General features: G+C 70.2%; 12 protein-coding genes. 11 read left to right on the top strand and 1 reads right to left on the bottom strand.

Translation table 11 applies throughout. The features are described from left to right. The first annotated feature begins 19 nt into the window (after positions 1 to 19). Genes WBA97_RS02615 through WBA97_RS02605 form a run of 3 tightly spaced genes read left to right on the top strand, consistent with a single transcriptional unit; the run spans position 20 to position 5,300 of the window. Positions 20 to 3,088: a lantibiotic dehydratase gene (locus WBA97_RS02615; RefSeq protein WP_424229023.1), complete on the top strand. Its 3,069-nt coding sequence runs from the start codon at positions 20 to 22 to the stop codon at positions 3,086 to 3,088. Next, a complete protein-coding gene (locus tag WBA97_RS02610) occupies positions 3,085 to 4,299 on the top strand; it encodes a lanthionine synthetase C family protein (RefSeq protein ID WP_424229022.1) in 1,215 nt (404 codons plus the stop codon). Before WBA97_RS02615 ends, WBA97_RS02610 begins: the two co-directional genes overlap by 4 nt. Next, complete coding sequence (locus WBA97_RS02605; RefSeq protein ID WP_424229021.1) at positions 4,281 to 5,300, top strand: thiopeptide-type bacteriocin biosynthesis protein; 1,020 nt, start codon at positions 4,281 to 4,283, stop codon at positions 5,298 to 5,300. Before WBA97_RS02610 ends, WBA97_RS02605 begins: the two co-directional genes overlap by 19 nt. Before the next feature lie 7 nt (positions 5,301 to 5,307). Here WBA97_RS02605 and WBA97_RS02600 read toward each other — a convergent pair whose 3' ends face one another. Further along, positions 5,308 to 6,051: a DUF6802 family protein gene (locus tag WBA97_RS02600; protein WP_424229020.1), complete on the bottom strand. Its 744-nt coding sequence runs from the start codon at positions 6,049 to 6,051 to the stop codon at positions 5,308 to 5,310. A 264-nt stretch (positions 6,052 to 6,315) separates the two neighbouring features. Between WBA97_RS02600 and WBA97_RS02595 the strand changes: the two genes are divergently transcribed. The 8 genes from WBA97_RS02595 (at position 6,316) to WBA97_RS02560 (ending at position 18,269) form a co-directional block, all read left to right on the top strand. Then, positions 6,316 to 9,384, top strand: a complete 3,069-nt coding sequence (locus tag WBA97_RS02595; protein WP_424229019.1) for a discoidin domain-containing protein — start codon at positions 6,316 to 6,318, stop codon at positions 9,382 to 9,384. A gap of 175 nt (positions 9,385 to 9,559) precedes the next feature. Further along, a complete protein-coding gene (locus WBA97_RS02590) occupies positions 9,560 to 9,955 on the top strand; it encodes an STAS domain-containing protein (protein ID WP_424229018.1) in 396 nt (131 codons plus the stop codon). Between the two features lie 100 nt (positions 9,956 to 10,055). Beyond that, a complete protein-coding gene (locus tag WBA97_RS02585; RefSeq protein ID WP_424229017.1) occupies positions 10,056 to 10,499 on the top strand; it encodes an ATP-binding protein in 444 nt (147 codons plus the stop codon). Between the two features lie 153 nt (positions 10,500 to 10,652). Next, complete coding sequence (locus WBA97_RS02580) at positions 10,653 to 11,489, top strand: helix-turn-helix transcriptional regulator (protein WP_424229016.1); 837 nt, start codon at positions 10,653 to 10,655, stop codon at positions 11,487 to 11,489. Positions 11,490 to 11,562: 73 nt separating this feature from the next. Further along, on the top strand, positions 11,563 to 14,577 hold the full coding sequence (locus WBA97_RS02575; RefSeq protein ID WP_424229015.1) for a type I polyketide synthase: 3,015 nt from the start codon (positions 11,563 to 11,565) through the stop codon (positions 14,575 to 14,577). Between the two features lie 97 nt (positions 14,578 to 14,674). Beyond that, positions 14,675 to 15,709, top strand: coding sequence for a hypothetical protein (locus tag WBA97_RS02570; protein WP_424229014.1), 1,035 nt, complete (start codon positions 14,675 to 14,677; stop codon positions 15,707 to 15,709). Then, positions 15,706 to 16,908: an IS701 family transposase gene (locus WBA97_RS02565; protein ID WP_424229013.1), complete on the top strand. Its 1,203-nt coding sequence runs from the start codon at positions 15,706 to 15,708 to the stop codon at positions 16,906 to 16,908. The genes WBA97_RS02570 and WBA97_RS02565 overlap by 4 nt, the downstream gene beginning before the upstream one ends. Positions 16,909 to 17,177: 269 nt before the next feature. Continuing rightward, entirely contained in the window at positions 17,178 to 18,269 is a 1,092-nt protein-coding gene (locus WBA97_RS02560) for a type III PLP-dependent enzyme (RefSeq protein WP_424229012.1), read from the top strand. Positions 18,270 to 18,415 lie beyond the last annotated feature (146 nt).

Genomic DNA, 18,415 nt, shown 5'->3' with positions numbered 1-18,415 from the left:
TCGGCACGTCGGCGTGGTAATGGCTCGCGCCAATACTGATCCAGGCGGGCTGGACCTGCCCGACTCACTCGACCTCGACACCGAGGACGCCCTCAGCGAGGGCCGAGCATGGTTGGCACATCTGTGGCGACGTGCCGAGGTCCAGGCAGCGCTCCGGGTTGCGAGTCCGGCGCTGTCCCAGCAGATCGACGCGATCGTCGATGGTGACCGTGTCGATGGGCGTCAGCTTCGGCGTGTCCTGATCACGACCTCGTCCTATCTCCGCCGCTGGCAGCGGCGCGCCACCCCGGCCGGTTTGTTCGCCGGGGTGGCCGCTGCGTCCGCGGGTGCTCCGGTGTCCGTGCGGCTCGGCGACGAACACCAGGTGGTGGCGCGGGCGGATGCGCGGTGGCTGGGCGAGATCATCGACGGCCTGGAGCATCGCCCCGACCTGCTGTCCCGCCTGCTCGTAGTCGTCAACGACGCCGGGTTCACGCGTGGGGACCGGTTCGTTGTGCCTGCCCGGCCCGACGAGCGCCAACCGCACCTCGGCGCGGCGTTGGACACCTCCGTCCGCCGCACCAAGGCGGTAGCAGCCGCGTTGGCCGGCGCGACCAGGCCGCTCCCTGTCGCCGAGCTGGCCCACCGTGTCGGCGAGCAATTTCCCGACGCGGCGCCGGACAAGATCCAGCGCTTGCTGGCTGGACTGGTCGCCGGTCGGGTCATGCTCACCAGCTTGCGGGCGCCGACGACGACCGTTGACCCGTTGGCGCACCTGGTGACCGAGTTGGAATCTGTTGGCGTCGAGGATCTGCCCGACCTCGTGGACCTGGTCAAGCAGCTCCGCGCGATCCGTGAGGAGCTGTCCTCGCTGCCGTCCTGGGCGCCCGCGCCCGACTACTCCGTGGCCCTGGAGGGGGCCGAGGAACGGATGCGAGCAGTGCACGCGGTTCCAGGACGAGTGCTCGCCGTGGACGTGGCGCTTGCCGGCAAGCTCACGGTTCCCGAGGCGGTGTTGCACGAGGCGGAGGCCGCCGCGACAGCGTTGCTGCGGCTCACGCCCTTTCCCTTCGGTGACCCGGTGTGGAAGGACTTCCACGCACGATTCCTGGACCGCTACGGCGTCGGCGCGGTCGTCGGCGTGCGCGACGTGGTCGCGGACTCCGGTCTTGGCTTTCCCGCCGGTTTCCTCGGCGCGCCCCGGCCCCGCGCTGCTCACCTGCTGACCGAACGCGACGTCACCCTGCTGGCGCTGATCCAGCAAGCCACCGCCGAAGGCCGCACCGAGATCACGCTGACCGAGCAGATCATCGACGGCCTGCGGGTCGGCGACCACGCCAAGATGGTCGCCCCTGCACGGGTGGAACTAGCGTTCCAGGTCCACGCCGCCTCACTCGACGCGTTGGAGCGCGGCCAGTTCCAGCTTTGGCTCACCGGGGCACCTATGCACGCCAACAGCATGATCGGTCGGTTTGCCCACTTCCTACCCGACGAGGACCAGCAACGCTTCGCAGCCTCATACGCGCCGACGAGCGAGCACACCATCGCGGCGCAGTTGTCCTTTCTGCCCCGCCGTGAGCACAACGAGAACATCACCCGCGCCCATCGGCTGTTGCCGCACGTGATTCCCCTGGACGAGCACCGCGGCGATGACGAGACCGTGATCCGGCTGGACGATCTCGCGGTCACCGCCGACACCACACAGATGTCCCTGGTACGGATCTCGACAGGCGAACGAGTCCAGCCGCACAGCCTGCACGCGCTCGAAACCACCACCCAGACCCCGCCCCTTGCGCGGTTTCTCGCCGAGGTGGCCTCCGCGCGATGCGGCGCCTTCGGCCCGGTCGGCTTCGGAGCCGGACACAACCTGCCGTTGCTCCCACGGCTGCGTTATGGCCGCGTCGTGCTGTCCGCGGCCCGGTGGCTGTTGAAGCCCACCGACCTTGTCCCGGCCCGGAATGGCACCGCCGCGTGGGACCAGGCACTGAGTACGTGGCGCAACCGGTGGCGCGTTCCCTCGACAGTCGTGTTGTGCGAGAGCGACCTCCGCCTGCCGCTCGACCTGGATGACCGCCATGACCGGACCCTGTTGCGGACTCGGCTGGAGCGCAACCGCACCGGCAGAGTTGAACTCCGCGAAACCAGTGTCCACAACAGCCGCGCGTGGACCGGCCGAGCCTGCGAACTGGTCGTGCCACTCACCGCCGTCCCGCGCACGAACACGCCACCACGCCGGCAGGCAGTTTCACTGCCTGCCATCACCCGATCTGACGCCCAGCTCCCAGGGCACTCGTCCGTCCTGCGCGCTCACCTCCATGCGCACCCGCTGCGTTTCGACGACATCCTCAGTAGCCACCTTCCCCAACTCTTCGCGGACACCGACAATCCCGTGATCCGGTGGTGGTTCTGGCGCCACCACGACCCGGCCCGCCCCGACAGCGACCAACACCTGGTGCTGTGCCTGCGACTGCGCACCGCCGGGGATTACGGGACCGCCGCGACCCGACTCGCGCACTGGGCGGCACATCTCCGCACAACAGGTCTGCTCGCATACCTCACCCTCGGCACATACCAGCCGCCGCGTGGTGTGTTAAGCCACGGCACCGAGACGGACGACGCCGTCGAAGAGGTGTTGGCGACGGACTCGGCAGCCGCCATTGCCCAACGCTGGTGGGCAACCCGCACCGGAACGCCCAGCCAGGCCATCGCTGCGGCGTCCATGACAGACCTGGCCGCCTCGCTGGCTCCGAGCCCGGAAACGGGGCTACGCAGCCTGCTCGATCTCCTCCCACAAGAACACGGAAAACTGGACCACGGACTCAGTGAGACAACGCTGGGGCTGGTCAGTGCCGACGGCCGGGCACGGCTGCAAAGCCTTCCGGACGGTCAGACCGTGACGCGCGTGTGGGACCAGCGCCGGGCCGCGCTCGCCGCCTACCGAGACCGGGCGCTCCGGGATGGTGATGACCAGCTGGTGTTGCGGACGCTGCTGCACGACCACCACCTCCGGGCCGTCGGCGTCGATTCCGGCGTGGAGAAGGTCACCAACCGCCTCGCCCGCGCCGTCGCCCGGCGCCAGCTCGCCCTCAGCCACCCAGGCGCGTCGTGACCACTACCGACGATGCCGCCCAGCTCACCGAGGCGTACGCCGCGAAGCTCGCGATCCCTAAACACGACACCGACGACACGACCGGGCGAGAACAGTCCCTCGCTCGCGGGGCGGCCGGCGTCGCCCTGCTGCACATCGAACGCGCTCTCGCAGGAGTGGGATCGTGGAGCACTGCGCACGCGTGGGTGCGGGCAGCGACCGGTCGTGGGATCAGCGCGGCCGACGACACAGGCCTCTACTTCGGCGCCCCGGCAATCTCCTTCATCTTGCACGCCACCGAAGCCGACCAGAACCACCGCTACGACCAGGCGCTGTCCACTATGGACTCCCACGTCATCGCTTTGGCACATCGACGTGTCGATGCCGCCACGGCACGTGCCCAACGCGGCGAGACAACGACATTCATCGAATATGACCTGTTCGCCGGCCTGACCGGAATCGGCCAACTCCTGCTCCAGCACACGCCCGGAACCGACGCACTCGGCCGCATCCTCGACTACCTCGTTCGACTGACCACACCGCGCGCCGACTACCTCCCCGGCTGGTGGACCACCCGCGACCCGGACATCACCCTGCCCACCCCCGGCGGACACGCCAATCACGGCGTCGCACACGGAATCTCCGGCGTGCTCGCCTTCCTCGGCACCGCGCTGCGGCGTGGCGTCGCCGTCGACGGACACCGCGAAGCTATCGAAACGATCTGCACTCACCTGGACGTCTGGCAACACGACGACGAACGCGGCACCTGGTGGCCGGAATGGATCACCCGAGACGAGCTGCGCACTGGTCGATCACAGCAACCCGGCCCTCACCGGCCAAGCTGGTGCTACGGCACCCCCGGCATCGCCCGCGCCCAACAGATCGCCGCCATCGCCACTGCGGACACGGCCCGCCAACGCCTCGCCGAACACGCCCTCGCGGCGTGTCTGTCCGACGCCGACCAGCTCGCCCACATCACCGACAACAGCCTGTGCCACGGCTGGGCCGGGCTGTACCAGACCGCCTGGCGCGCCGCCCAGGACGCGCTCACCTCCAAGATCAGTCACCAGTTGCCATGCCTGGCCGCGCTACTCACCCGCCACGCCAGCACGGGCAACGAGGAGGGACCCGGGTTGCTGGTCGGCACAGCAGGACTGGCCCTCGCCGCTCACACCGTCGCACAAAACGCCGCGCCGATCTCAGGATGGGACGCATGCCTGCTGATCACCTAACGCCTGTTGAGACCATCGAAGCCGCCGCCGCGAAAGTCATGACTGGCACACCGCTGGCCGACGCCGCCGTGGCGGTAGGCATGGAACCAGCCGCGCTGGACGACGCCATCGAGGTCTACCGGCAGGCAGGCAGGCGCGCACTCGACCACCACACGGATTCGAGTTGGTGGCAGGTCTACATCCAGTTCACCGACTGGGACCAGGCCGAGCAAGCCGCCGCCGAACACCTTGCGCCGCTGCTCCTGCGCGCCGAGGCCGACGGCGTGATCGCCGCGTGGTGGTTCATGCGCAAACACCCCTGCTGGCGGCTACGCCTTCGACCCGGCCCTGCTGGGCGCGCGATGACTACAGAAGTCTCCGCCGAACTCGACCAACTCGTCGCAGGAGGCCACGTCGGCCGGTGGTGGCCCGGCATCTACGAAGCGGAAACAGCCGCATTCGGCGACAGCACCGGGACCGAGATCGCTCACGACCTGTTCTGCGCGGACAGCCGCGCCATCGTCACCGTGCTTCCCGGCACCGAAGCCACACTCGGCCGGCGTGAACTATCCCTACTGCTATGCAGCACGCTCATGCGTGCTGCCAACCTGGAGTGGTACGAGCAGAGTGACGTCTGGCACCGCGTCACCCAAGAACGACCGCTCCCCAACAGCGTCCCGGCTGCCAAGGTCGCCGCGATGGCCGACCAGGTCAAGACCTTGTCACTCACCGACACTGCCGCCGGTGGCCCGCTACTCGGCGTCAACAGTCCGCTCGCCTCCCTCGCTGACTGGGCCGAGGCATTCCGCCAAGCCGGCCGGACCCTCGGACTCGCCGCACGCGAAGGTACCCTGCGGCGCGGACTCCGCGAGATCATCAGCTACCTGGTGATCTTCCACTGGAACCGCCTCGGGTTACACGTCCGAACCCAAAGCATCCTCGCCTCCGCGGCATGCGCCGCCATCCTGGGCATGCCCAACACGCCAGCGGACGCGCTCGGCAGCAACCAGCACCGGCCGTAACCACGACTCAATCGAGAGCGTGGGCGCTCGCGTGCTGGTCCTGGGTGCTCTCGTAGGAGCCGTCGGGGTTGAGGTGGCCCTCGTCGATGACGGTCCATTCGTCGTCGTCGGTGTGGGTGACGATGATGACGTCGCCGTCGGCCTCGACCACGGCGGCTTCGTCGGCCCGGCCGTCGTCGTTGGTGTCGGTGAAGACGTAGGTGGTGCCGTCCTCGCCCGCGACCACGGCGGTGTCCGCCACGCCGTCGGCGTCGGTGTCGTAGGTGGCCGGGCCCGCGTTCACGTCCTCGCCGGGCAGGTCGACGGTCATGTCGTCCTCGCCGGCCTCGTAGTCCGCGCTCGAGTCGTCGTCGGAGTAGTCGGTGTTCTCGGCATCGCCGGTGCCACCAGAGTCGTCGGTGTCGCGTGAGCCGGGGGTGTCGTCTGCGCCGTCGCCGGTCGGGGTGGGGAGTGCCTCGACGTCCTCCTCGTGCCACTCGCCGGTGGTCTCGTCGTACTCCGCGCCGGTGACCACGTCGCCGTCCGCGTCGTACTCGACCGCCACGTCGGCGACGCCGTCACCGTCGGTGTCCGCGAAGGCGATCGCGCCGCCGTCCTCGGTCGTCACGATCGCGGTGTCGTTCGCGCCGTCGTTGTCGAAGTCGGCGTTCTCCTCGACGGTGTACTCCTGTCCGTCGATGTCGACGGTCAGTTCGTCGTCGCCGCTCGTGCCCTCGGCGAAGTCCTCGATGTGGTCGTAAGGCACGTCCATGGCCTGCCCCCTCAAGAAAGGTGATCTGGTGCGCGTTGGAGTGCGCCCGGTGCGGGTCGGTTCCACAGAGGACCCACGTCTCGGTTCGGCCACGGATGTGACATCGGGTGGGCGTGAACCCGGGGCGGCCGTGTATCCCACGATGCTCCGGAACCGGTTCCGGATTTGTCTTGACAGGGGAGTGGTGGCCGGGCCAATCTCTGAGAGAGCGCTCTCCGAGATCCCTGCCCTCGCCGGGAAGCGTTGCTGTCAAAGGAGATGGCCATGAGCTTTCGTCCTTCTTTCCGCCTGCTGGTGCTCGCGGCGGCCGTGGCCGTCGCCGTGGCCGGTGCGGTCGTCGCGTCGGACGTGCGGGCCGTTGCCGCGGCCTGTGGCACCGCCGATGTCGCGGCGAACCGGCCCGCCACCGCGTCCTCGACGGAGAACGCGGGCACCCCCGCGTCAGCGGCGGTCGACGGCAACGCGGGCACCCGGTGGGCGAGCGCGTTCAGCGACCCACAGTGGCTCCAGGTCGATCTCGGGGCGTCCGCCTCCGTGTGCCAGGTCGTGCTGAACTGGGAAGCCGCCTACGCGACGGCGTTCCAGCTCCAGGTCTCCTCCGACGCCGCCACCTGGTCCACCGTCTACTCGACGACCACGGGCACCGGAGGCACGCAGACCCTGAACGTCACCGGCACCGGCCGGTACGTCCGCGTGCTCGGCACGGCCCGGGCCACCGGCTACGGGTACTCGTTGTGGGACTTCGGGATCCATACGACCGGCGACGCGGGCGGCGACCCCGGCCCGGTCATCTCGCGGTTCAAGAAGGTCGCCGCGTCCTCGTACGAAGGCGGCAACGCGCCTGCGGCGGCACTCGACGGCCGCACCACGACGCGGTGGAGCAGTCTCGCGAGCGACCCGCAGTGGCTTCAGGTCGACCTCGGCGGCCGGGCGACGATCACCGGCGTCACGCTGAACTGGGAGGCGGCCTACGCGACCGGGTACCGCATCGAGGTGTCGGATGACGCGGCCACCTGGACACCCGTGTACAGCACCACGACCGGGCGCGGCGGCGTTGAGAACCTCGCCGTCAGCGGCACCGGCCGGTACGTGCGGATGTACGGCACGGCACGCGCGACGGGCTACGGGTACTCGTTGTGGGAGTTCGAGATCCTCGGCACGGTGGACGACTCCGCGACGACGCCGCCCCTGCTGTCCGCGCCGACGCGCCCGCCGACGACCACCGGCCAGTTCGCGCTGTCCGCCCCGGCCGACGCGGCGATGGTGACCACCACGCGCAGGCCCGCGCTGTCGTGGGCGGCGGTGTCCGGCACGGCCCGCTACCAGGTGTGGATCAACGTCAGCCGGACCGACTACGACTTCACCCGCTCCGGCAACCTGATCGACCTCTACACCAAGGTGGCCGAACCGACGGGCACGAGCTACACGCCGACGTGGGACCTGCCGGACCGGTGGACCTACAAGTGGTTCGTCGTCGCGGTCAACGGCGCGGGCACGACCACCACGTCGAACATCCGGACCTTCAGCGTCTACCTGCCCGCACTGGAGAACGTCGCCGACGGCGTCGGGATCGTGAACGGCAGCCGCGACCTCAACAAGAACGGCACGATCGAGCCGTACGAAGACTGGCGCAGGCCGGTGGAGACCCGGGTCAACGATCTCCTCGGGCGGATGACCGCCGAGGAGAAGGCCTACCAGATGTTCTACAACGCACAGTCCTTCCCTCGGTCTGGCTGGCACTTCGGTCCGTCGCAGGCACCGGACCTGCACGCGACGCTCCTCGCCTCGTCCGGCACCCGGCTGGGCATCCCGTTCGTCTCGGCGGGCGACACGATCCACGGGTACCAGACCAGCTACCCGACCCAGAGCGCGCTCGCGGCGGGCCAGAACTACGGGCTGGACTACCGGCTCGGCGACATGCAGCGCCGCGAGCAGCTTGAGGTCGGCACCCGCGGCGTGCTCGGGCCGCTCGCCGAGGTGGGCACGAAGGTGCTCTACCCCCGCATCCAGGAGGGCAACGGCGAGAACGCCGACGTGGCGGCCGCGCAGGTCCGGGCGCTCGTGGCGGGGCTGCAGGGCGGGCCGGAGCTGAACCCGGGCTCCGTGCTGGCCACGGTCAAGCACTGGCCGGGGGAGGGGGCCGGTGGTGAGGCGCTGATCGTCTACGACGCGGTCACGATCAAGTACCACATGATCCCGTTCCGGGCCGCGATGGAGGCGGGCGCGGTCAACATCATGCCCGGCTACGCGGGCAGCTCCCTGCTCGACCCCGGCGGTCCCGGCGCGGGCGACAGCGCGCCGATCCTGGCCTACCTGCGCCAGAACCTGGGCTTCACCGGCCTCATCACGACCGACTGGCTGCCGTCGGGGTCGTGGGTGGGCGCGGCCAACGCGGGCTCGGACGTCATGGGCGGTGCCGACCCAGGAGCCCCCGGCTTCACCATGGCGCAGTTCCTGGCGAACGTGCCCATCGCCAGGATCGACGACGCGGTCCGCCGCGTGCTGCGGCTGAAGTTCACGCTGGGCGTGTTCGAGACCCCGTACGGCGATCCGGTGAACGGGCCGTACCGGCAGCACACGCCCGCGTACGCGGCGCTCGCCAACCAGGCGTCGCGCGAGTCGCTGACGGTGCTCAAGAACGACGGCGTGCTGCCGATCCGGCTCAACCGCGGCGACAACATCGTCGTGGCCGGCCCTCGGGCCACCGACGGCCTGGCGTGCTGCATCTGGACCAGCTACTTCCACCAGGAGTACGGCTCGAAGACGATCCTCGACGCGATCCGCGCACGAGCGGCGACGGCCGGGGTGAACGTCTACCAGGACACGGGCCCGGCGCCGAAGCTCGCGGTGGTGGCGGTCGGCGAGGGTTCGTACACCCACGCCACGAGCTGGGTGAAGGAACAGCCGTACCTGCCGCCGGACCAACTCGCCGTGATCCAGAACTTCCGCAACCAGGGAATCCCGGTGGTCGTGCTGCTGGTGCTGCCGCGCCCGTACGTGATCAGCGAGTGGAACGGCCTCGCGAACGCCATCGTGGTCACCTACCGGGGCGGCGAGGAGATGGGCCCGGCCGCGGCGGGCCTGCTCTTCGGCGACTACCAGCCGCGCGGCAGGCTGCCATGGCAGCTGCCCCGCTCGCTGGACCAGGTGCTGCGCCCCGGCGGCACGGACGTGCCCGCCGACGCGACAGAGAACTGGGACCTGCCCTACGACCTGGGTGCCACGGCCGCCCAGCGTGCCGAGATCCGTGCGCGGATCGACGCCGGGCAGAGCCCGGCGACCACGTACGGGAACCCGCTCTACCCCTACGGCGCGGGTCTGCAGAGCTGGTGATCGGCAGACGGCGAGAGTTCGCCTGACCACCACTCCGATCGTGCTGGGTAGCAGCGGGCACGTACCGCCACGACGATGTCCTACTGGTGGCGCACATCCCGGCCGCGCCTGCTCAGTGCCGCTCTCGGGGGCCACGCCAAGGTATGGTCGGCGTAGTCGACCCCTTGGAGGGCACATGACAGATGAGACCATCGATGACGCGCCACAGCTCGATGAGCTGCTGCGCGTGTGGTACGAGTCGGGCAACGTGGCGGACCGTGGTGTCGTCATCCGTGCCGCGGGCGAGATCGACCTGGTCAGCGCATGGAAGCTGAGGGAGGCGCTCGACCGGGTCGAGGTACGACCCGTGTCGGCGGGACCCGTGGTCGTCGACTTGACCGAGGTGACGTTCCTCGGCTCGGTGGGGTTGAGTCTGCTCGTAGAACACAGCCAGCGGCACCGGGACGCGGGTGGCGTCCTGTGGGTGGTCACCGGCAACAGGTTCGTGGCCCGCGCGATCGCGATGACCGGCCTGTCGGACACGCTCACCGTGTACGACACCCTCGACGACGCGATGAAGGTGACTTCCTAACAGATCTTCGTGGTTGCGGGCGTGCGGTTCCGGGTAGCCCTGAACATCAAGCGTCTCGTCGAGACGACGTGAAGGGCCCCAACGGAGGCAGTGAGGCCGGATGGCCAAGGAAGACGTGCCGGTGGCCGCCCAAGGTGACCGCCACCGCCACACGCTCGAGCTGACCGGAAGCGACGCCCACGCGCTCACGCGGGTGCGTCGCTGGATCCGCGAGATGCTCGTGGGTGTCGGCCATGCCCACGTTCTCGACGTCATCCAGGTCGCCGACGAGCTCGCCTCCAACGCGTACGAACACGCGGGCGGCCCGCGAGCCGTGCATGTCTGCCACCGGTCCGCGCCGCGACAGACCACGGTCGAGGTCGACGACACGTCTCCCCTCGGGCGTCTCACGCTCGGCACCTCCCGCTTCGGGAAGGCGGCCTGCCGAGGCCACGGTCTGCAGATCGTCGACCAGCTCACCAGCGCCTGGGGTGTCCGGTGCACAGTCGAAGGCCGGGGCGGCAAGACGGTCTGGGCCGAGATCCCCTTCCCTGGCAGGCAGTGAGGCCGGGCCCTGTCTCACTACGAGTAGTAGGCGCCGGGATACGTTCGGTCAGACGTCGGCGTGCTGGTGGATCTGTGTGCCGGAAATGGGAGCCCCCGTGTCATGATGGATTGACCTCGCGGTTTAGCCGTTTTGCGACATTCTGGGGCGATCTTGTCGACCGATGCCAGTAGGCAGGAACTTGCCACGTTCCTGCGCAGCAGGAGGGAGCGCATCACTCCGGCCGAAGTAGGGCTGCCCGCGGGACCGCGCAGGCGGACCCAGGGGCTGCGCCGCGAGGAGGTCGCCGTGCTGGCCGGCGTCAGCCCGACCTGGTACACCTACCTCGAGCAGGGCCGGGGCATCCAGCCGTCTCAGGAGGTGCTGGACAGCCTGGCCAGGGTGTTGCGCCTGTCCGAGGACGAACGCCGGTACGTGCACAGCCTGGCGCACGGCGTCGCCATCCAGACCTCTCCGCTGGACGCGGACGTCCCCGCCGCCGATCTGATCAAGCAGGTCGTCGAGTTGTTCGACGAAAGCCCGTACCCGGTGTACGCCGCGAACCACTACTGCGACCTCCTGGCGTGGAACCGGGCGGCACTCGAGTGGTACGACGACTGGGGTGCCCTGCGGCCGGAGGACCGCAACATCGTGCGCTGGATGCTGCTCTCGCCCGTGGCCCGCGTTCGGCTGGCGGACTGGGAGGAGGACACCAGGGATGCCGTTGCCCGATGGCGCAGTGAGAGCGCGAGGCACTCCGCCGATCCGGTGCTGCGGGCGCGGATCAAGGAGTTCACCCGGCTCAGCCCCGAGTTTCGTACCTGGTGGGGCCAGCACCAGGTGGTGGAGCATCGCTCGAAGGTGCGCCGGTTCCGGCACGACCGGCTCGGCGTACGGAACCTGAAGATCGTGCCGATGATCTCCCCGGAGACCGTGCCGGCAGGAGTCGTGCTGCACGTTCCCCTCGCCGGGCAATGGTCCGGAACATCCGTTGGGTCCGTATTCCGTTAGTTCCTCATTGACCGCTCTGCCTCGCGCTGGACAGGATGAGGTGCGAGACCAGTCGAGAGGGAGTGGCGGCACGATGCTCACGGAGCCGAGACGCGATGAGGGGACCATCGATGTGGAAACCTCAGTCGCCTTAGTCGGTGCCGCCTGCCGGGTTCCCGGCGCCTCGAGTGTCAACGAACTGTGGGAATTGTTGCTGTCGGGCCGGGACGTGGTCGGTGAGATTCCCCAGGAACGGTTCGACGCGAAGAGCCTTTATTCGCCGGAATCGGGGCACCCGGACAGAATTCGAAGCCTCAGTGGCGGTTTTCTGGACCGGATCGATCATTTCGACGCGAACTTCTTCGATATCACGCCGGGTGAAGCGGAACAGATGGATCCGCAGCAGCGCGTGCTCATGGAGGTGGTGTGGCAGGCCATCGAGGACGCGGGGCAGACGGCGGAGGACCTGGCAGGCAGCAACACCGGCGTGTACCTCACCACGTTCGGCAACGACTACTGGGAGATCATGCGGGCCGCGGGCCGCACCGGGCTGCACGCCGCGATGGGCGGCGACACGGCCGGGGTCATCGCCGGGCGGATCTCCTACCACCTGGACCTGCGCGGTCCCAGCATGACCGTGTCCGCGACCTGTGCCACGTCGCTGGTGGCCGTGCACCTGGCCACCCGCGCGCTCCGTGCCGGTGAGATCGACCTGGCCATCGTCGGCGACGCGAGTCTGTTGCTGTCCCCGGACATGTACATCGCCCTGTCCTCGGCGGACATGCTCTCGCCGACCGGCCGGTGCCGCTTCGGCGACGTCAGCGCGGACGGCTTCGTGCGCAGTGAGGGTGCCGCCGTGGTGATCCTCAAGCGGCAGGCGGACGCGGTGCGGGACGGCGACCGCGGCTACGCGACGATCGTGGGCACCGCCATCGGCAACGACGGCAGGACCGGCGGCTCCCTGACCTCGCCGGGGCAGGCGGGACAGGCGGCGATTCTGCGGGCCGCCTACGCCGACGCCGGTGTCGCGCCCGCGATGGTCGACTACGTTGAGGCACACGGTCCTGGCACCCCCATCGGGGACCCGGTGGAACTGCAGGCACTCGGCGAGGTGCTCGGCGAGGGACGGCAGGCGGATCGCCCCTGTCTCATCGGCTCACTCAAGTCCAACGTCGGCCATCTGGAAGGCGTGGCGGGCCTCGCCGGGATGATCAAGGCGGCGCTCGTGCTGCGACACCGCACCGTCCCGGCGACCCTGCACGTCACGACGCCGGTGCCGCCCCTGGAGTGGCCGGGTGCGCCCCTGCGGCTGGCGCGGGAGAAGTCATGCCTGCCTGCCGCCGAGCGGCCCGCGGTGGCGGGTGTCAGCGCGTTCGGCATGTCCGGCTCGATCGGGCACGTCGTGCTCGCCGAACTCCCGTCACCCGCCGAGTCCGCCGGATCCGGCGGAGCTGCCGACGAGGAGGCGCCTGGCTACCTGCTCCCGCTCTCCGCCAGGGACACCGGGGCGCTGCGTGCTCTCGCGAGCAGGTACGCCGAGTCGCTGGGCGGGCAGGGTGGCTCCGTTGCCGACATCTGTCACACCGCGGGGACCCGCCGCACGCACTTCGAGCGGCGTGTTGCCGTGGTCGGCGCCGACCGGGACGAACTCGTCGCGGGCCTGACCGCGGTCGCGGAAGGCCGCTTCGCCGAGCAGGTGGTCGGGGATGGTCGCGAAGCCGCCGAGCGGCCGAAGATCGTGTTCGTCTACCCGGGGCAGGGTTCGCAGTGGCCGGGCATGGCGCGGGAGCTGCTGGCGTCCGACAAGGCCTTCGCCGACCGGCTCGCCGAATGCGACCGGGCCGTGCTGGCCGAGGTGGGCTGGTCGCCGATCGAGCACCTCATGAGCGGCACCGAAGCGACCACCATGGATCGGGTGCAGCCGGTGCTGTGGGCGGTCCAGGTGGCGCTGGCCGAACTGTGGCGCGACTGGGGTGTCGAGCCGGACCTGGTGATCGGGCACAGCATGGGTGAGATCGCGGCCGCGGTCACCGCCGGTGCGCTCACCGTCGCGGAAGGCGCGGCGGTGATCTGCCGACGCAGCGCCCTGCTGGCCGCCCGGGACACACCTGGCGAGATGTGGGCCGTCCAGCTCGGTGAGTCCGCCGCGCGGGCCGCGATCGGCGAACACGCCGACCGCGTGTGGGTCGGGGTCGTCAACAGCCGCAGCGCGACAGTGCTGTCCGGCGACCCGGACGCACTGGCGGAGATCATCACGACGCTGCGCGAGGACGGCGTGTTCTGCCGCCAGGTGCAGGTGGACTACGCCTCGCACGCTCCGCATGTCGAACCGATCCGCCCCCAGTTGGTCGGTGCGCTCGCCGACCTGCGCCCGCGTGCCGGCCGGGTGCCGATCCACTCCACCGCGCTGGACCACACGGTCGACGGCGCGGGCTTCGACGCGGAGTACTGGGCCGACAACCTGATCCTGCCGGTGCGTTTCGAGGCGGCGGTCGGGGCGGCGCTGGCCGCGCGGGCGCCGACGGTGTTCGTCGAGATCAGTCCGCACCCGATCCTGAACCTCGCGATCGAGGACGGCATCGCGGACGCGTTCGCGGAAGCCACCGTGGTCGCCTCGCTGCGCAGGGACGAGCCGGAGCACACGGCCATGCTGGCCGGCCTCGCCGCCGTGTACGCGGCCGGTGGCCGGGTCCGTTTCGACCGGGCAGGCGCGGGCGGCCGGTTCGTCGACGTGCCGAGCTATCCGTGGCAGCACAAGCGGTTCTGGGTCGACGACGGCCCGGGCGGGCGGCCGGAGCCCCGGCCGGTCGACGATGGGGCGCAGGCGACGCCCATCGGCGCGCCGCACCACGCGGAGGCCGCCACCACGGTGGCGGGTCGCATCCGCTACCTGCGGAGCAGTGTGTCCACGTTGCTCGGTCTGCCCGACGTCGACCCGACCACACCGCTGACCGCGCTGGGCCTGTCCTCGGTGTTCGCGGTCCGGCTGGCGTACCAGGTCCGGACCGAGCTCAGGCTGCAGGTCAGTGGGCGTGACCTGTTGAGTGCCAAGTCGATCGAGGACCTGGCCCGCGACCTGGAAACCCGGCCGCGCTCGGCCGCTTCCTGATCCTGGTACTACCAGTACCCCTACAAGCACATCCTGAATATGTGCCGCCGACCAGGCAATGGTGGAACCGCACGGATAAAACGGGCGGAGGATCCGCATGGTCGGGGTGTTGGTCGCCGTACTCGGCGGCGCGTTGTTGTGGGTCAGTTGGCTGAGCGTCCTACGCGCGGTCTTCACGCAGGGACAGGTGCCGCCGCGTGCCGCCCGGTGGACCGTTCGGCTGACGGCCGCGGTGCTCACGCCGGTCGGGTCCCGGCTCGCGCCCGCCCGCAGGGAACGGCTGCTCGCGCTGTGCGCGCCGCTGGCCCTGTTCATCATGTTCGGCTGCTGGTTCGTCAGCAGCACCGCGGGTTTCGTGCTGCTCGCGGTGGCGTCAGGGGCGATCCGCCCTGCGCCCGCGGAGCTCGCTGACCTGCTCGCGTTCGAGCTCGACGGCCCGGCGAACCTGTTCGCGGTGGCCGCCACGGTGTCCGGCGCGCTGCTCGTCGGCCTGTTCGCGGTGTACCTGCTCCGGATCGCGGCCGCGTACAGCCGCCGTGAGGCACTCGTCGCGCGGCTGTCGGCGCACGCCGCGGTGCCGTCCGACGCCGAGCGGGTGATCGCCACCTTCGTCCGCTCCGACTCTCGCGACCAGCTCGACTCCTGGTACGGCGAGTGGGCGGCCTGGCTCGCCGATCTCCGCTGCACGCACGTCGGTCAGCCGTCCCTCGCGTACTTCCGGTCCGCGGGCCCGCTGTGCTGGCTCGAGGCCGCGGTGATCGCGCTGGACGCGGCGGCGCTGGTCGAGGCCACGGCGCCGGACTGGGCGCCGCCGAACACGCAGGTCCTGCTGGAAACCGGTGCCCGCTGCCTGCAAAGGATCGCGGCCGGCATGGGCCTCGTCGTCCCCCGGTCCGTGGTCAGCCTGCACGGCCGCGAGCAGTGCGGGTTCGCCGACACGATCGAGATGACCCTGTTCGCCGGTCTTCCGGTGGCACGCACGCAAGGACTGGCATGGGAGGCCTTCCAACAGGAGCGCACCAGATACGCGCCGTACGCGGCGGCTGTCGCCGCGCGGCTTCAGTGCGAGTTGGACGCGGGCGGAACCGCTCCGGTGCTCACGGCCGAGCGGAATGAGGGATGGGAACGATGACCATCAGTCTCGACACGGTTGCCAAGGCGAACGAGTCCACGAACCTGTCCCGTTTCTGCCGGGACACCCTGTCGCCCCTGTCCAGGTCGGATCAGCGGCGGTGGGGTGAGGTGTACGTGCGCGGGCTGGTGACCGTCCCCGGACGCAAGTCCATCCGCCGCATCTGCGAGACCATCGTCGGCGCCAGGGCAGACCAGTGCCTGCAACAGTTCGTCAACCAGAGCACCTGGCGGTGGGAGCCGGTCCGGCGCAACCTCGCAGAGCACGTCACGGCCGAGAGCACGCCGAAGGCGTGGGTCGTGCGTGACGCCGTGTTCCCCAAGAGCGGCACGAGCTCCGTCGGCGTGGCCAGCCGGTACGTGCCCGCGGCCGGCCGCACCCTCAACTGCCAGGTCGGTCTCACGGTGATGCTCGCGGGCGACGCGGCCGCCGTGCCGGTGAACTGGCGACTGCTCTTACCCCGCTGCTGGGACGCCGACGAACGGCGCCGGAACCGCGCGCACCTGCCTGCCACGCAACGGTACCGGCCGCGCTGGCAGGTCATGCTCGACGCGGTCGAGGAGATGCGGCACGGCTGGGGACTCGCCCCGGCACCGGTGATCGCGGACGTCGCGGAACAGCGAGACGTCGAGCCGCTGCTGCGGGCACTGGAGGAACGCGGGCTGGGTTACCTGCTGCGGGTCGGGCAGCAGGTCCCCGCGTGGTCCTCCCGCGCGGGCGCCAACCGGGTGCCCACCGTCGGCGACTTGGCACTGCTGGCCGTGCGCCCCTCGGCCAGAACGCTGAACTGGCAGATCCGCACCGAGGCGCGGGTGGCCGCCACGCGGTTCGTCGCCTCGCCCGTGCCGTGCGAGGCCGACGCCCCGGGGTTCGGCAACGTGCGGATGGTGCGGCGGTACCAGCCGGCACGCCATCTGCTCGCCCAGTGGACCGTCGGGCGGAACCGGCCGAGGGCGACCTGGCTGACCAACCTGAACGTGGCCCGCCTTCCGCAGCTGATCGACCTGGTGAAACTGGACGGGGTGGCGGCGGAGCACCTCGATCGCATGCAGGACGATGTCGGTCTGCGGCACTTCGAGGGCCGCTCGTACCGCGGCTGGCACCACCACGTCACCCTGGCCGCCATCGCCTATGCCTACCGCCTGGGTCGAGAGCTGGGAGACAGCCGGGAGGACCTGCGGATCAGACCTTATGCCTAGTGGCCCGGCCACTAGTGCCCCGTCAAGGCGAAGACGGCACGTTTCTCCACGGCCCAGGCGGCCGCTGGCGGCGTTGCGGGAAAGCCCAAGTACAACCCCTGGTACGAGCGGCTTTCCCGCGCCTTGCCGGCGACCACCTGGAGCCACGGATAACCGACCCACTTCACCTTGACGAGGCACCAGGGCCAGCATCAGCCGCGCCGGAACCGCTTCTCCTGGTTTCGTGGACCTATCATCGGCACCATGGGGCTGGCGATGGAGCAAGAGTCGTGACCGACCTTCTGTCTCTTGTGGACGAAGTGGGCACGCCGGTATATGTATACGACCTCGCCGATATCCGGTTCAACCATCGGCGCCTGCGTGCCGCGCTGCCGGAACGCACCGGGCTGTACTACACGCTGTCCGCCAACCCGCATCCCGAGCTGCTGCGGGAGATCCGCGCCGCGGGCGTGCTGCCCGCGGTGCGCTCGCCCGGCGAGCTGGACGCGGCACTCGTCGCCGACTGGCCCGCGCGGGACGTCCTCTACTCCGGCCCCGCGAGGAGGGACGCGGACCTCGACTGGGCACTGCGGCTCGGCGTGCGGACCTTCACCGTGGACTCACCGGCGGCGCTGGACCAGCTGGGCAGGCGCGCCGCCGGGCTCAGGGGGCAGGCGCGTTGCCTGCTGCGGGTGAACGCGTCCGGCGCGGCCCCGTCCGGCGCGGACCCGGACTCCGTGTTCGCCGAGCCGTTCCGGTTCGCGGGCCGCACGGACGCGCGGATCGTCGGGCTGCACGTGCGCGCTGAGTCCGATGTGGACGGTGCCGCCAGTCTGGCGGGACGGCTGGCCTCCGTGCTCGCCGAGCACGGTATGCCGGTCGAGCAGGTCAACTTCACCGGTTTCGCACCGAGGTTCGCGGGTCTGCTCGCGAGCTGGACCCGGGTGGCACTCGAAGTGGACAGCGACCTGGTCGGCACGGCGGGCACCCTCGTCACCTCCGTGCTCGACGTGCGGGACGCCGGTGAGTGGCAGGTGGTGGTGCTCGAGTCCGGCGCGAACCACGTCGGCCTGTTCGCGGGACGGCGGACCAGCCGGTCGCTGGTGCCGGAGCTGATTTCCCGGCCACCGTCCGGTGAGTTGGTGGACACCGTCCTGATCGGCCAGCAGGAGACCCCGCTCGACGTGTGGGCGTCGACGCGACTGCCCCGGATGCGACCCGGCGACGTGCTGGCCGTGCCGGACACCGGCGCCTGGGGTGCGACGGCGGGCCTGGTCGCGTTCGCCGCACCCGCCGCGCCATCGGAGGTGGTGGTCGACCGCGACGACCCGGACTACCACGTCGTGCACGTCTCCCGCCTCTCGGTGACCAGGTATCCCTAGTGGCCCGGCTCAGAACGTTGCCGTGTATCGGCGGGTCCACGGCGTGGCTGGGCGGGGCGACGGGACGGCGCGCGTACTGGGTGTACTCGGCCGTTCCGGCAACCCGTCCAGGCGCGTCGTGGGCGGGTCGAGACATGGTGAACGTT

The sequence above is a fragment of the Actinophytocola sp. genome (genome assembly GCF_049647105.1).
Lineage (GTDB): Bacteria > Actinomycetota > Actinomycetes > Mycobacteriales > Pseudonocardiaceae > Actinophytocola.
The sequence above is the reverse complement of the archived record's forward strand: the minus strand, read 5'-3'. Positions and strand labels throughout refer to the sequence as shown.